The organism is Vibrio splendidus (genome assembly GCF_024347615.1).
Classification (GTDB): domain Bacteria; phylum Pseudomonadota; class Gammaproteobacteria; order Enterobacterales; family Vibrionaceae; genus Vibrio; species Vibrio splendidus.
In genome coordinates, this window is record NZ_AP025509.1 from 1,472,828 (window position 1) to 1,488,708 (window position 15,881).

Sequence of the window (15,881 nt, forward strand, 5' to 3'; positions counted from 1 at the left end):
AGTCATTCACATGCTCCTTACATCGTTAGATTATAGAAACCTAACGGCCCGTAAGGCTGCGGATAATAAATTCTATCGATAAAAAAGTGCCGTGATTACACATTCTTATCACACGATCTGCGGGAATTAATTGTTACATGAGTGTTAAATGAAGAATTTATTCACCAACGAACATCGGTACTCGACGACTCAATATGCCAGTACACTAAACAACAGATGCTCAAAGGGTTGGTGACAACAACGTCATCACCAACCCTTTCAAGTCGTTTCTAATTTTAATCCGAGCTTAAGCTACTCAATGCGAGTGATGAAGCCGTATTTATCTGAGTCGGTCTTAGTCACCCAGTGTTCACCATCAGATGGCGCAGAGTCTAAAGTGAAGATGTAAAAATCAATCCCTGTATCTCCCATCACCTTCTTAAAATACGTCGCTTGCTTACGGTGGCTCTCCTCAGTATACGGGAAATCTTTTGCGGTCTTATCGCCCGTCCCCCAACTGTGCACGCCGATTTGTTTGTTTAATTCAATGGCCTGCTTGGTGTTAGAGCGCTGTAAGATACGTGGATTACCAGCAGCAAATAGATCCGTACCACCCGAGAAAACCGAGCCCGTTGGAGTCACGATTGTCGTCATCTTGTTGTTCTTAATCATGCGCCCGGTGTACATGTTGATTTCATCATCAGCACTGCCACCGATATGGTTAGTGAACTTCAACGTCATCTCACTGCCTCGGTATAACTTCACGATATCAAAAAGCTGAGAATAGGTTGATGCGCCTAGAGTGGAAGTAATGCGCTCAACAGCGCCAGTCTCGTTGAGCACATCGCGGTAAAAAACGTTGAAGGCAAACGATGTGGTGATGGTGACTTTATTACCATTTTTGGATTTACTCAGAATCGTCGAACCTAGGCTCGTCACGTATTGCGACAACTCATTTTGGTATTCAAGCTTAACAGCAAGCTTTCTACCATTCGTTGTCGCTTGGATTAACGTCGTATCATTGCCAATTGAACGTTGAGCCGTACCACAATCAAACGAATCATAGTAATTGCCTTCGCTGTAAATACCGCAGTCATCGACGCCTGCATCAGGAAGATACAGATCAACACTCTGACCTAAGCGACTTGCTAGCCTAACCACCTTTTGCTCATCACTGAGCTCTTCAGCAAACAGAATTGTTTCATATTGCACACCATCGTAATCAAGCTTCATTGACTCTTGAAGCTCTTCTCGCTCTTGATACAACTTGCCTAATTTCACTGATGAGAATACATAATCCGCCTTAGGTTTCACTTGCGCTTTAGTGGCAGCGTTACCTGCCGATTTACCCGAGTTGGAGCTTGAGTTACAGCCAGCTAAAAGAATCAAAGGTAATGCCAATAACGTTTTTCTATAGCTATTCATATGGTAATTCCCAAAAATGTTTGATGGGAAAATTCTATTATTTAAAGAAGAAAACATCTGTCGTGCGAATGTATGAGAATGTATGTCTTTTTGAACATTGTTTTTTATTTTCGCACAAATTCAAAATCATCATTGAACTGGCGTGGAAAGTGTTTAATCATTCATGTCAGGTATTTTACGTAAAGCATGCAATTTAGAGATGCCACAATAGCTAACCACTAGGTAAGGCTCCCTCACGTAATCTCAATAAATGAAACGCACGACAAGGCTGATAATGGAATGACAAAACCTAAAATGATCATCGTGGAAGACGATTTGAAACTTCAGAAAATGCTGCAAGACTACTTTGTCGCGCAAGATTTTGATGTCACCGTATTGGACGATGGCAGCGATGCCGCACAGACCATCCTCGCGGAGCAACCTGACATCGTGCTATTGGATTTGATGCTTCCTGTAACTGATGGGCTTACAATCTGCCGACAGACGCGTACGCACTATAAAGGTAAAATCTTGATGCTCACCGCTAGCGATGACGACTTTGATCACGTCGCTGGTTTAGAGACAGGGGCTGATGACTATGTCACCAAGCCAATCAAACCAAGAGTTCTGCTGGCCAGAGTTCGTTCGCTATTACGCCGCCAAGACGCCAACACAGCTTCAGTCGATGACTCAGAAAACCTTCAGTTCGATCAACTCGTTCTGAAAAACACCTATAAGAAGTGTGAACTTTCAGGTGCAGTTTTGTCACTCACCGACAGTGAATTTGACCTACTTTGGTTGTTAGCGAGCAACCCTGATACGCCGTTATCACGTGACTATTTGACGCAAACATTACGTGGCATTGAGTACGACGGGATCGATCGGACGATAGACAACAAAGTCGTGCGTCTAAGAAAAATACTGGGCGACGACCACACACCAGCAGAAAAAATTCAGACCATTCGCGGTAAAGGCTATTTATTTGTTTCAACCGCCTGGCACTAACCTCGCTCAATACGAGCGTAATGAAAGAGATCAATTATGCGACGTATCTATTTGGAGTCCTTGTTAGGGCTATTAGTTTGCTTTATGACCGGCCTTGTCGCCTACGAGATCTGTGTCTATCAGCTCAACACCGACTACGAATATGTACTGCAAGATTACGAAGCGACGGCCCACCAGCAACTGATAGAAAACATCGCTAAGAATCAAGGTCTTGAAGCCGCTCATCAAGCGATAAACCAGTTTGTAGAAACCACACGAAATAAACTGGTCACATTCAGCCCAGACGATGAAATACCAGACCCAGTTTCAGAATTTTTCAGTACCAACCCAAATACCTTTATCTTTCACGATGATGAACGTGACCTATGGTTTCGATTAGCCAGCAGTGACGATACCTATCACTACCTACCCAACAGTGAAGCGTTCGTTAGGCAAAAGATAGAGCTAGAGGATGACCTCATTTGGTTGTTCTTTTTAGCAAGCTTTATCTTGTACGGCTTATGCCACCTGTTAATTATCTTCCGCCGAGTTAAAAAACTTGAATCTGCCACTCTGCGTTTTGCTGAAGGGGATCTCTCCTCGCGAGCCGAGACTTCAAGCGGCATTGCGATTGGTTCACTCAACAAATCCTTCAACCTAATGGCCGACCGAATTCACCGCTTAATCGAAAGTAATCGTTCACTCACTAATGCCGTCGCCCATGAACTGCGCACGCCAATATTCCGTATTCAATGGCAAGCTGAAATGCTCAAAGACACCCAGCTAAACGAAGATCAAGAGAGAACGATTGAGAGTATTGTCGAAGACACAGAAGAAATGGAAAAAATGGTTGATGAGCTATTGTATTACGCCAAACTCGATAGCACTGACCTAGAAAACTTACAAAAACCATTAGAGATTCGAGATTTTCTCGACCACGCAATGGCGCGTTGGAACAAAGACACTCAGCTCAACATCGACCTATCGCTACCAGAGCAACCTAGCTCAATAATGGCGGATGAAACGCTACTTAACCGAGCACTAGATAACCTAGTGCGTAACGCAATGAAATTCGCACGCTCACAAGTGTCGATTGCAGCGACCGTGCATCAAGATCAGCTACAAATCGCGGTACACGATGATGGTGATGGTGTGGCAAAGGAGCATCAAGCTCGCCTGTTTGAACCGTTTTACGTTGGCGACAAAGCGCGTAACAAAGCCAAAAGCGGCCATGGTTTAGGGCTTTCTATCGTCGAGAAGATCTGTGCTCAACACAACGCAACCGTGGAGGTAGGTCAGAGCCAAGCCTTAAAGGGTGCGGTATTCACCATTACCATTCAGCTGTGTAATGATTCAACTGACAAACCCATACAGTAACTACAAAACACCTCTGGAATAATGTTCAACATCGGTCGGGAGATGCTGTCTCCCATGAACTTATTGAATCTAGATAATCACGACACTGCCTTTATGGCTTGCCATCTCGATTCCAATCATTCTTAAGGTATTTTTATGAAAAAGTTATTAGTTGTTTTAGGCATTGTTTCTCTAGCCGGTTGTTCAGGTATTAACCACAATGAAGAAGTTTACACAGCGCACGCTGAGAGCTTCAACATTGTAGGCTTCCAAGTTCCGGGCAACACTCAAGATCGTGCAATGGAATTGGTTCCTGAAGGCGCAACCGTCGATACCGTTACATCAACAAATTCTGATACGACCTCTGTTTTGGGTGTTATCAACCGTATTATTGGTATTGAATATGTTCAAGTTGGCGGTAAAAAGCAGTAATTCGCTTTAGTCGCAAACCATAGCTAAGTGTATTAGTTACGTACCTTTAATCAGTAGCCTGCACAAACTAAGTTAATCTAAGCCAGTGACCCGTCGCTGGCTTTTTTCATCCAGCCGTTTTTGTGCTCTGTGCCAAATAAAGCCCCATTTGGCTAACTCTCTTGTAACTAACAATTCAGAAAATAAGCCCCAAAATCGTCAATTTATTATCAAAATTGCCTTTAAACTCGCTTAATAGTCTTTCGCTCAAACTGACACTTCCAAATCGTTGATCCTTCTATCAACCCAGAGCCCGCTAATTGAGGCACAGATCAATTTACCTAGAAATCTTAATTTCCAATAAAAAATAACACCTAATAAAATTGTCATGATTTTATAAATAAAACCTATGAGTGCGTTCAAAAATAAACAGAAACGATAACTATCTGTAAATACGAGAAATATAAGTTTCATGAATAAAAGAGATCATTGCCATGCTACTAATTAATCAGATCGAATGATGTAAATTCGTTGTGATAATTTTGTTACTTTTTCATGGATTTTACATGGAAAGAGAAAATAACAATGAAAATGAAAAAGCGTTTAGTTGCCGTTGCTATAGCGAGTGCTATGTCTTTATCAGTACATGCAAGTGAATCCGTTAACATCGATCAACCGATCAACTTTACTAGCTTTTCTGGGTTGAACTCTCAGTTAGGTGTCAGTAACGCCTCTAGCTTTAAGATGGTAAAGGAAGTTAACCTCAAAAAGCGTGGTATCTACAAAGTTAAGATCCAACAGAACATCTGGGGAACACCCGTTTGGGGGCATTACCTAAATGCCACCCAAAGTGTACAAGGTGGCGCACTTAAGTCTGTTCAAGGCAGCTACCTTAAAACGACAACCCTAGAGCGATCTTTTGTTAAGCCATCGATTAACAGCTCTCAAGCGGTTGAGCTTGCTAGTAAAGATCTCAAAGTTCAGGGCTTAACCAGCAAATCTTTAGACAACGTACAACATCAGCTGTTTATTTATCAGGGCGCATCTAAGCAAGGAGCTGATAAACAAGGCATTGGCTCACAAGGTGCAGATAAAACACGCCTAGTGTACGTTATCTCTTATCTTGTCGAAGGCAGCGAACAGCCGACTCGACCATTCACCATGCTAGACGCGCACACCGGCGAAGTCATCGACCGCTGGGAAGGTATTGCTCACGCACAGATCGGTACAGGCCCCGGTGGCAACGAAAAAACAGGCATGTACGAATACGGCACCGACTACCACTACCTTGATGTGGTAGAAAATGGCACAGAGTGCGTGATGGAGTCTGAAAATGTCGTTACCGTTGACCTGAATGGTGCGACAGACGGCGACACCACTTACAGCTACGAATGTCCTCGTAACGAGTACAAAGAAGTCAACGGCGCATTCTCACCACTCAACGATGCGCACTACTTCGGTAACATCGTATTCGACATGTATAAGAACTGGTTCGACACTGCGCCACTCTCTTTCAAACTCATGATGCGTGTTCACTACGGTAACAACTACGAGAATGCATTCTGGGATGGCAAGGCAATGACATTCGGCGATGGTGAAAGCTTCTTCTATCCACTTGTTAGCCTAGACGTATCAGCGCATGAAGTGAGCCACGGTTTCACTGAGCAAAACTCAGGTTTGGTTTACGCAAACCAATCCGGTGGTATGAACGAAGCTTTCTCTGATATGGCAGGTGAAGCGGCAGAATACTACATGAAAGGCACCAACGACTGGATGGTCGGCCGTAATATCTTTAAAGGCGACGGAGCTCTACGTTACATGGACGATCCATCACGTGATGGTTCTTCAATCAACAACGCATCTGAATACTACGATGGCTTGAACGTGCACTACAGCTCTGGTGTGTTTAACAAGGCCTTCTACCATCTTGCAACCACGCAAGGCTGGGATACTAAAAAAGCGTTCGAGCTTTTCGTGCTATCCAACCAAATCTACTGGTCAGAAAACAGTGACTTCTGGCAAGGTGCTTGTGGCGTGAAAAACTCGGCAACCGACCTTGGCTACAATGCCGATGACGTTGTTTCTGCGTTCGGTCTTGTGGGTGTTACCCCATGTGCAGAGCCACCACTGCCGCCAGAACCGGAATATCAACGCCTTGAAAACGGTGTTGAAGCCGCAGTTGCTGGTGAAACAGGCTCAAAAACTTACTTCGATATCGAAGTACCAGAAGGCCAAGACAAGCTAACGATTGATCTTGCTGTCTCTACTGGTGATCCGGATATGTATGTCGGTCTAGATTATGCGCCAAGCTCTCAAGAGAATATCTGTAAGAGTGAAAGCGTAACCGATGAAGTATGTGTAATTGAAAACCCAACAGCTGGTCGCTACACGGTGAACATTCTGGGTTACTCAGATTACGCAGGTGCAAACCTAAAAGCATCATACGAATCAGGCAACGCTAACGTACCGCCAGTCTCTTCTTTCGAACACACCATTGTCGGCAAAGAAGTAGAACTGCGCAGCACAAGTTCGGACAGCGATGGTCAGATCGTTTCTTACCAATGGAACCTAGGCGATGGCAACACACAAACAGGTGAAGTGACTCGCTATACCTACGCTGAAGCTGGCGACTACGTGGTTACTCTAACCGTGACAGACGATGCAGGCGTTGCAACATCAACAAGCAAGTCGATTACGATTGAAGGGGACTCAGCGGAAGGCTTCCCATTAAAACTGAAGTTTGGTAACAAAAACCCGAATGGCAAAGCTCGCGTTAAGCTGGCATGGGATTACGACACCAATGACTACTTCGTGATTAAGCGTAATGGCAAGAATGTTGGTGCTACAGACTTTAACTCATACGTCGACAAGTTCCGTCACAACGGCACAGTAGATGTTGAGTACCAAGTGTGTACCTCAAGCGATATCTGTTCAGAAACCAAGCACTACCGTTTCATTAAAACTCAATAATCGAAAGTAGATTCAGGGCTCCTTATGGGAGCCCTTTTCGCGATTGAGCTACTTGGCTAATGAGCTAATGAAACGCCTACATGAAAAAACCACGTATTACACAAAAATCACCCCCATCAACATAACAAGACTCACCATAAAAAGGACGACAAATGGCTATTCAAAAAAGCATGCTAGCTTTGGCTGTACTCGGAGGTTCTTTAGCCTTAATCAACAGTACTTCGGCTTACGCATCACTAGGCATCACACCACCAGCGAACGAAGAAGTTTGGATCACCACCGATGCTGACGCACAGCATATAATGACTCAGCATGGCGCAACGGTTTATCCAAGCGTGACTGGAAACAAGCATTCCATCGTCGCGAAAATCAACCAGAAAGAGCTGGCGAAACTCTCTAGCCACATGCACGAAGAAACCCACCGTTGTGGCGGCTACATGGTGCACGAAGACAAAGTAAGCGCACTCAAAGCCGCAGCGATGCCACTGACAATGAGCACCTTCGAAAAGCCGGTGATCAGCCATCAAGACACAGTGAACGACCTACTCGCTCAGGTCGAGCCGAACAACATGGTCACGACCATCGAAAATCTAACCAACTTCACCAACCGTTTTTATACTACTTCTACTGGTGTCGCTGCTTCAGATTGGCTTTTAGAACGTTGGGAGACGGAAATTAAAGATGTGCCTTATGCGTCTGCACGCCAGATCACGCATGCCGAATATCCGCAAAAATCCGTTGAAGTGACACTGCTTGGCGCTAAATATCCTGAAGAGATCGTCGTTGTTGGTGGACACCTTGATTCGACCGTTGGATCTTGGACAAGCGAAGGCACCATCTCACCGGGAGCCGATGATGATGCGTCTGGTATTGCGACCGTAACTGAGTCGCTTCGCCTGATGATCGCCAGTGGCATTCAGCCAGACAAGACCATCAAGTTTTATGGTTATGCGGCAGAAGAAGTGGGCCTACGTGGTTCTCAAGATGTCGCTAACGCTTTAAGAGATGAGCAAGCCAACGTTGTGTCGGTATTGCAATTAGACATGACCAACTACAACGGTTCGGCGCACGATATCACCTTCATCACAGACTATACCGACAGTAACCTCACCGCCTACTTAAGCGAGCTGATCGACACTTACGCTAGTGAGATCAGTTACGGCTTTGATGATTGTGGTTATGCCTGTTCTGATCACGCCTCTTGGCACAATGTTGGCTACCCAGCAGCCATGCCATTCGAGAGCATGTTCAATGATTACAACCCAAGTATTCATACAGAACACGACACGCTTGAGAATTCCGATCCAACGGCGACACACGCGACCAAGTTCGCCAAACTGGCGATTGCTTACCTTGTCGAAACCAGCCTTGACTCACCGGTTGCAGGCCCTAAAGAGCTGCAAAATGACGTGCCTGTTGAAGGACTTACTGCAGGATATGGTGAAGAGCAGTTCTTCACATTTACAACGGAAAGTGCAGGTCAGTTAACGGTAACATTAACAGGCCCTCGTAGTGGCGATGCCGATCTTTACGTGAAACACAACGGCACCGTATCGAAAGCGAGCTACGATTGCCGTCCATATCAGAACAGCAGCAACGAACAGTGTGTATTAGACATGCCTGCGGGGGAATTCAACATCATGGTGCGCGGCTACCGTAACTTTAACGATGTCACCATCGTCGCTAACTTTGTGCCGGGTTTGCAGTAACTAATCACTAGCAACTGGCAACCCAACGAGCCTTGGTGGTAGGTTTCAATTGAGCATCCACTAGGTTTACTCGGCCAACCAATTGGCTAACCACTTAGGCAAAAAACATAACGCAGCTTAACTGGCTGCGTTTTTTTCAGTGATAACGTAAGTGTATATGTAGATGAAAATAGTTACTTCACCAAAAGCTAATTAAGCATCCATGAATATAAATAAGAGATTATATTTTAATTAAGTAATTTGACCACCTTACCCCAATACGCCCACCTTATATTCAATTCTATAAATAACCAACACGAATAATAAAGCGATCACTTAATTAGTTAATGCTTATTCTATTGCTCTCTAACCACGAGAATATAATACCCACCACCTAAGTCTATAAACAATTTAAATATAATTACACAAACTTTCATTTAATGATTTATTTAAAGTAAGTCAACGCTATACACCTATTATAAATAAGGGTAAAACCAAGAAGTGAACTCAAGACAACAAATAAATAACCAATAAAAACAACAAGTAAGACCAGTTTAATTACGAGACACCGGTTCAATTAACATAGGCACTACATACGCTAAATAAATAGGACCTCAATGCATTTAATAAATATTGCATATATTAACTAGATGTATATTATCTATAAATAATCCAAACTTATATGTGCATTTTATAAGTGTTATATTATTCACATTCAGGAATAACCCTGAATTATAAAAATAATCAAACACTGCTTATATTGGAACTAGTTATGAGTGCTAAACTAAAAATAATGCTTTCTATTATGGGGCTGACTGTCATTTTGATCATGACGACAAGTTTCTTAAGCTGGAAGAACTTCGAAACATCATCGACGATAAGTTACAAAAAACAGTTAGGGTACAAGTCTCAACTTATCGCAGACACTATTGGACAGAAAATCAATCGTTACTTTGATGTTCTAACTTTGGTAAGCAATGAACTTTCGTTCACTGAGGATGGTCAAGTCGATACTTCGCGTGCAGTCAGAACACTCCAAAGCGCAATGCACTCAACAAATGTCATCAACGTCTACTTTTCATTAGTAGACGGAACCTCTTACTCATCAAAAACCAATGGCATCATCGAAAACTTTAATGCCAAAACCAAACAACGTGAATGGTTTTTGAAAGGTATGAGCGGCCAAGACAAGATCATTACTCGCCCTTATCTAGCGACAACAGGTGATCAGGTGATGTCCCTCGCCATGCCGATCTACAAACAAGGCAAAATTGTGGGTGTTGTCGCGCTTAACATCTTGGTTGAAGATCTCAGCAAGTTCACAGAACACCTCACCACGAACAACAAAATCTTTGTCACTCGTGAAGATGGTTTTATCTTAGCGGCACAAAGCTCATCCGTGGTAGGCAAAAACATCTTCAACGAAATTCCATCTTTCAAAAATCGAGATACCTCTCGTGAAGAAAGCTTTGAATATGTTTATCAAAACACTGAGTTCTTGGCATCAGCCGCTAACATCAAAGGCCTTGGTTGGAGTGTATGGGCGTGGGATAAAGAGACCAATGTTAATCAAGACTCACAAGATAACCTCACTGAAACGCTGATCACCTCTTTGACGCTATTGCTTATTTGCGCAGGCTGCGTTTACTACGTTGTCGAAGTATTGGTTTACCGCCCATTAGGGGGAGAGCCAAGCGAGATAGAAGCAACGGTTGCCAAGGTGGCTTCAGGTGATTTTACCGCGATTAACCAGCAACAAGGGAAAGCGATAGGTATCAATGCCGCAGTTAACGATATGGTCAATGAGCTGAGCACCACGATCGACATGATTCGTAGTTCATCAAACGACTTGTTTAAGTTTGCAGAAGGCATCACGACCGCCGCAGACAGTGTGAATTCGAGTTCCGCTTCCCAAATGGAGCAATTGGAACAAACCTCAACGGCAATGAATGAAATGTCGGTCGCCGTCGATGAAGTTGCACAGAACGCTCACCGAGCTTCAGAAGCTGCGATGCAAGCTGCTCAAGAGGCACAATCGGGCAACCAAACCTTCGATACTGTGAATATCAGTATTGTGAGCCTCTCTCAAGGGATTCAAGAAGTTTCCGACGTCATCAACACCGTAGGTGAGAAAACCTCAAGTATTGGCACCGTATTGGACGTGATCAAAGACATTGCAGACCAAACCAACCTGCTTGCCCTTAACGCTGCCATTGAAGCTGCACGAGCAGGTGAGCAAGGCCGAGGTTTCGCGGTTGTTGCTGACGAGGTTCGTAACCTAGCCAACCGCACTCAACAGAGCACCAATGAGATTCAAGAGGTGATTACTTCATTGCAGCATGAAGCCAATAGCTCTATCGATATGATGCAGATGAACCGAGAAGCATCAAATGTCACCATGGAGAATGCGAAACGAGCGCAGGCTTCACTCAATGAAATCTCGAGCTCTATCACCGTCATTGAAGACATGAATACACAGATAGCCACAGCGACTGAAGAGCAAACCCTTGTCGCAGGCGAAATCAACCAGAGTATCGTTGACGTCAATGACAAAGCCCGTGAGACACACAGCTTGTCTGCATCGAACCAAGAGAAAGCGTCGGAGCTTATTGCACTGTCTGAGAAGCTCACGCAAGCAGTCAGTACCTTTAAGCTAAACCATTAATCTCAGCAAGATTCAATAAAGACTGATTAGGGGAAACGGCTCCCCTAATCACAACACCATAGCTAAACCTCAAATCACCACCTGGGTGATTTGAGTAAACGATTTTTCGAAGTACCCCACACAACAACCTCTAGTTATCTCTTTTCCATCTCGGCAAGGAGAGGCTTTTTGCTTTCTAAATTAAGCATATAACTTCGCTAACAATAAGGATAAACCTATGAAGTTAAAAAGATTAGCACTCATTACTGCTATGATTTCATCAAACGTCAATGCCTTTCAGGTCTGTAACATCGGAGACGAATATAACGTCTTGGACAGCGAAAGCTTTCATCAGATCCGACAGAAAAACTATGATGCCTTCGGTGAAGGCATTACTCCTGAAAACCTGTTTCCATCATCGCCAGAGCACATTGTCGACTTAAAACCCTCTCTCTCTGAAGCCAGTGATGTTTTCCCAGAAACTGCCACATTGCTAGAAACAGGACCCGCCTCAGCTGTTACGCTAGCACCTGAGGAAGCAGCAAGGCTGATGGACACCTTGGGCCGTTCAACGACAGGGCTAGCGCAAGGAGCATTAGAAGCTCTGGGACCGATTGGCGACGCAGTTGCCGTTGGACTTTGGGCAAATGAGGTCGCAACTAGCTTCCAAGATGAATCACGTACCTCTTACGATCGATTTGCCACAGTAATGGGGCTCGTCGATTGGTTTGGCGTTTTAAAACTTCCCGCGAGGGAGATCGACCGCCAAATTTTGAGTAGTCGCTGGGATAGAATTGCAGCAGGTAACCATTACAGTTATCACGTTCATGAGGATCTCGTCACCCAGCAAGATTTAAGAGACAAAATTTATTGGGCCGAACTCGCCTCAGACCAGCAAGCAATGTGGAACGCCGTAGCACGCGGCTTTGCCACCGATCTTGCCCTCAAATACCAGCAGCATTATCAAGAAGTGGTAAAGGCTCAGACCATTATGGCGGAAGAGCTCATCACCGCGGTCGACCACGAGCTACGCAAAGCCATCTTTAGCCAACTGGCTCTCGACCATAAAGACTCTCGTCTGTTTGCATCAGATATTGCCGCTAGCTGTAACGAGGAAACTCGAGTGCTGGCAGACCTTTATCCTGAGCATGATGCTGAAGAGAGTAATTCCCTACCACCAGCATTACCTTCAAAACGCCAAGCGAACCGCGCACTGGCCAAACTTCAGCATTGTCAGCAGAATCTTCTAGATCAAGCAATTGCCAAACTGAATGAGTTACGAACAGGTCAAATTGAAGGACTTGACCAAGCTGCAGTTCAACAGCTTTATACACGCACACTTGCAGCCAAAACCCAGATCATTGAAACCGCGGACAACCATGTCAATTTGCTCAAGAGTAAGTTGCAAAAAGAGATGTTCACACAAGGTGAAATCGCCGTTGAACGACTATTCCGCTCAGGCTCTGTAGAGACCATGCATAATTTCTTCAAGGGACAAGCCGAGCGCAATGCCATTGACGAAATGACACGCAGTATTCTTGGCCGTCCTGCGACCACACAAGAAATACGCAACAAAGAGATTATTCTCCAAAGCGGCTACAGAAAGTGCGTTCGTATTGGTATTCTCGGAGGAGACCCGAATTTTCGTGGCTGTGTCGAATATGCTTGGATACCAGCGGAAACTCGCCCGTTTAATCCGTCTGAAGATACGGTTATTGCGCAAATCTACCCGCCGAATAAAGAAGCGGTGAAGCGAGTTCTTTTCGATACGTTAAGCACCTTAATTGCCGATGGCTGGAACTCAGAAGACGAGGAGCATTGGTTAGAGCAACAGATCTTGAATTTTTCTGCACAGCAGCGCCTAAAACAACAAGCCGAATTCGATAAACAACAGGTTTATCACTGGTTACTGGACTCAAGCGCAATGCTTGAAGGTGAATGTGGTGGCGGTAGCGCATGTGCTGGGTGGAGCTTGTCTTACCTTCAAAAAGAGAATCTTTCACGACAAGCGTCGCTGCATTACATCAACAATTGGCACGCAAACTACTCAGGCAAAGGCGCCTATGTGCACTCAAAGCGCTATCAAAAGCTTGGTGGCTTGATTACCGCTGCGCTAGAAAGCGAATGGCAAGCTAAGAGAGCTGTCGAATTTTATAGCTTCACTTACCCAGGTAGCATTGATCTTCAAAAAAATGCACCACTGATTTATTCCGCACTGAAATCATCCTCACTGGATCTTGCTCATCTGGAAGGCAACACGCTGCAACTCGCGAAAGGAATCGTAAAAACTCGTCTTGCTGAAGCGATCAGTGTCTCAGACAGCAACGGTGTTGAGTGGCTACATTCACAAGTGGCCCAATTCCAGCGCTATACGTCGATCATCCACTCTCAACATATCTCTACTGGGCACTACGCCTCTGGGGAAGGTGAAGTCACCGCTCTGTTTTCAGAGATGCTGCCTGCGCACCTGATGCGCTACCTGATTTCAGACATCATCCCTGATAGCTACGATGCCCGTATCGAGCGCTCTATTGACGCCATCTTTAACCCAACGTCTGAACTCAATCAACAGCTCGATAAATTAAGTAACACCAACGAAAACTTTACCGATAAACCGGGTCGCAGCTGCATAATTTACTACCCATACCTTAAGAGTGCACTGCTTGATGTTGCGGCTGATGATGACCTGTATTGGATTTCACCTATCTCAGAATGGTACGACGCAGTCACTCGACAACAACTCAATATGTTTGGTGCTCTGAAGTATGCCGTGATCAATCAGAACACTTTCGGCATTCCATGTGATTTAAGCCCTAACAGCTACCAATACCAATAAAGGGCGGACACTATGAATACTCGTTTTTTATTACTGCTCTGTTGTCTGAGCTTTACTGCCTTCTCTCAACCGTTTGATGCGATCAAACAGCCAAACCGTTCAGAGGAAGAGGTCACCCAGCTAGCAGAAGACTTCAACGACTGGTCAAAGGCTTCCAATGGTTGGCGCTACTCCTTCATAACTGCCAATGAAAAGGAAGCTGTGGAAGACTTTTCAATTTCCGGCTATCAGACCGCTAATGATTACCTAAGAGCAACTGACACCTCAACATGGGGTGTCGCGGGGGCGGATGCGAGGCAGTACATTCGCACGGTTAAATCGGCTCTCAACAAGCTGCCAAAATACAAAGGGACCGCCTATCGAGGGACTTGGGTAAAACTATCTCTGCTTAACAAGCTCGAAGAGGGGGACGTGTTGGTCGAGCCAGCATTTACTTCAACCTCTACTCTCCCAGAAGTCGCTAAGCGCTTTTCGGTAGTGCATCCCAACTCCCCACAAAGGCTCAAGCGAGTGCTGTTTGAAGTAAAGATCAATCAAGGGGGTCACACCATTGCAGGGCTTTCGGAATACAGCAAAGAAGCAGAGGTTCTATTTGCGCCAAATGCACACTTTCGAATCACCCAGATAGAGCGAACTTCTAACCATACCTACATCGGCGTTGAGACAGTGAAGGCGTCTGCCGTCAAAAATACTCAGAAATATAACCTCTATTCAGGCGAAGAAGTAGAAGCATCATTTTGGCACTCTCTCGTTTGCACATAAACTAAGGATCAAGCAATGAAAAAATTTATTGGAGTGCTTTGTCTCTCTTTAATGACAAGTTTTTCGGCACAAAGTGAGGAGTTTCCTGAGTTTAAAGGGCGTTCACTCTCCTATCAGGCGCAACAACAAATTGCGGATGACTTGATGGATTGGGCAACGACGCACCATGTAAAAGCAGAAAAAAAGATGGTGCCAGAAGAGTATTCCGCAATCAAAAACTATGGCCGAGTGGATCACGACGTGGTCAATGAATACATGAGGGCGGGAGAACCTGAAGGGTATTTGTCAGAAATGTTTGGTCGTACATTAAAGTCGCGAGTCTTTCATATGCGGAATGTGATGAATAAATTACCCAACTACAAGGGTACCGTTTATCGAGGTTCATCAATCAAGAACTCGCTACTGGAAAAGCTCAACATCGGTGACATTCTGCACGAGAAAGCGTTTTTATCGACTTCGACATTACCGAGTGTTGCCAAGAACTTTTCGTCTGCTGGCGTTTACGAAGGCGCCTCTGCAGCTCAATTCAAAATTGAGTTAAAGTCAGCAGGTCGAGCGATCAATGCTTACACGTTCAAACCGGATGAAGCTGAAATACTCGCTAAGCCCAACACTTACTATCGAGTAGAAGCGATTGAAAAAATATCGCCACACAGAAACTACATCAAGATGAGAGAGGTAAAAAACCCTAGTCGTTATCTGAAGGCTGAACCCGATATCCATATATACGACAGCTTTAATGGTGAAGAAGTCTCCCTTCGAAATCGCAGTTCCCTCTATTGCCTGTAGTGTGATGCACCGTCTTCTCAGGTTATGTTCTTAATGAACGATTAAATACAAAAAGACC

The 15,881-nt window shown here is 44.7% G+C and carries 10 protein-coding genes; 9 read left to right on the forward strand and 1 reads right to left on the reverse strand.

Translation table 11 applies throughout. The features are described 5' to 3' along the window. Positions 1-291: 291 nt before the first annotated feature. Positions 292-1,404: a hypothetical protein gene (locus OCU90_RS23725; protein WP_061021034.1), complete on the reverse strand. Its 1,113-nt coding sequence runs from the start codon at positions 1,402-1,404 to the stop codon at positions 292-294. Positions 1,405-1,683: 279 nt separating this feature from the next. On the opposite strand from OCU90_RS23725, the gene OCU90_RS23730 reads away from it, so the two are divergent. From OCU90_RS23730 to OCU90_RS23770, 9 genes are all read left to right on the forward strand, one after another. Beyond that, positions 1,684-2,388, forward strand: a complete 705-nt coding sequence (locus OCU90_RS23730) for a response regulator (RefSeq protein ID WP_017105425.1) — start codon at positions 1,684-1,686, stop codon at positions 2,386-2,388. A 36-nt stretch (positions 2,389-2,424) separates the two neighbouring features. Beyond that, entirely contained in the window at positions 2,425-3,744 is a 1,320-nt protein-coding gene (locus OCU90_RS23735; RefSeq protein ID WP_061021036.1) for a sensor histidine kinase, read from the forward strand. A gap of 135 nt (positions 3,745-3,879) precedes the next feature. Next, on the forward strand, positions 3,880-4,155 hold the full coding sequence (locus tag OCU90_RS23740; RefSeq protein ID WP_004732471.1) for a hypothetical protein: 276 nt from the start codon (positions 3,880-3,882) through the stop codon (positions 4,153-4,155). A 564-nt stretch (positions 4,156-4,719) separates the two neighbouring features. Then, a complete protein-coding gene (locus OCU90_RS23745) occupies positions 4,720-7,104 on the forward strand; it encodes a M4 family metallopeptidase (protein WP_061021038.1) in 2,385 nt (794 codons plus the stop codon). A 152-nt stretch (positions 7,105-7,256) separates the two neighbouring features. After that, on the forward strand, positions 7,257-8,813 hold the full coding sequence (locus tag OCU90_RS23750) for a M28 family metallopeptidase (RefSeq protein WP_061021040.1): 1,557 nt from the start codon (positions 7,257-7,259) through the stop codon (positions 8,811-8,813). Positions 8,814-9,564: 751 nt separating this feature from the next. Further along, on the forward strand, positions 9,565-11,457 hold the full coding sequence (locus OCU90_RS23755) for a methyl-accepting chemotaxis protein (RefSeq protein WP_061021041.1): 1,893 nt from the start codon (positions 9,565-9,567) through the stop codon (positions 11,455-11,457). Between the two features lie 217 nt (positions 11,458-11,674). Continuing rightward, positions 11,675-14,272 (forward strand): hypothetical protein, encoded by a 2,598-nt coding sequence (locus OCU90_RS23760; protein ID WP_061021042.1) that lies wholly within the window; start codon positions 11,675-11,677, stop codon positions 14,270-14,272. Between the two features lie 12 nt (positions 14,273-14,284). Further along, the gene (locus OCU90_RS23765; RefSeq protein ID WP_061021043.1) at positions 14,285-15,034 is read left to right on the forward strand and encodes an ADP-ribosyltransferase; all 750 of its coding nucleotides are present in this window, start codon (positions 14,285-14,287) and stop codon (positions 15,032-15,034) included. 15 nt (positions 15,035-15,049) lie between these two features. Further along, positions 15,050-15,823, forward strand: coding sequence for an ADP-ribosyltransferase (locus OCU90_RS23770; protein ID WP_061021044.1), 774 nt, complete (start codon positions 15,050-15,052; stop codon positions 15,821-15,823). The last annotated feature ends 58 nt before the right edge of the window (positions 15,824-15,881 follow it).

Excerpts from the sequence above, each read along its gene's own strand:
- OCU90_RS23730 (WP_017105425.1), top strand. The coding sequence starts at position 1,684 with ATGACAAAACCTAAAATGATCATCGTGGAAGACGATTTGAAACTTCAG.
- OCU90_RS23735 (WP_061021036.1), top strand. The coding sequence starts at position 2,425 with ATGCGACGTATCTATTTGGAGTCCTTGTTAGGGCTATTAGTTTGCTTT.
- OCU90_RS23725 (WP_061021034.1), bottom strand. The coding sequence starts at position 1,404 with ATGAATAGCTATAGAAAAACGTTATTGGCATTACCTTTGATTCTTTTA.
- OCU90_RS23750 (WP_061021040.1), top strand. The coding sequence starts at position 7,257 with ATGGCTATTCAAAAAAGCATGCTAGCTTTGGCTGTACTCGGAGGTTCT.
- OCU90_RS23765 (WP_061021043.1), top strand. The coding sequence starts at position 14,285 with ATGAATACTCGTTTTTTATTACTGCTCTGTTGTCTGAGCTTTACTGCC.
- OCU90_RS23770 (WP_061021044.1), top strand. The coding sequence starts at position 15,050 with ATGAAAAAATTTATTGGAGTGCTTTGTCTCTCTTTAATGACAAGTTTT.
- OCU90_RS23760 (WP_061021042.1), top strand. The coding sequence starts at position 11,675 with ATGAAGTTAAAAAGATTAGCACTCATTACTGCTATGATTTCATCAAAC.
- OCU90_RS23740 (WP_004732471.1), top strand. The coding sequence starts at position 3,880 with ATGAAAAAGTTATTAGTTGTTTTAGGCATTGTTTCTCTAGCCGGTTGT.
- OCU90_RS23745 (WP_061021038.1), top strand. The coding sequence starts at position 4,720 with ATGAAAATGAAAAAGCGTTTAGTTGCCGTTGCTATAGCGAGTGCTATG.
- OCU90_RS23755 (WP_061021041.1), top strand. The coding sequence starts at position 9,565 with ATGAGTGCTAAACTAAAAATAATGCTTTCTATTATGGGGCTGACTGTC.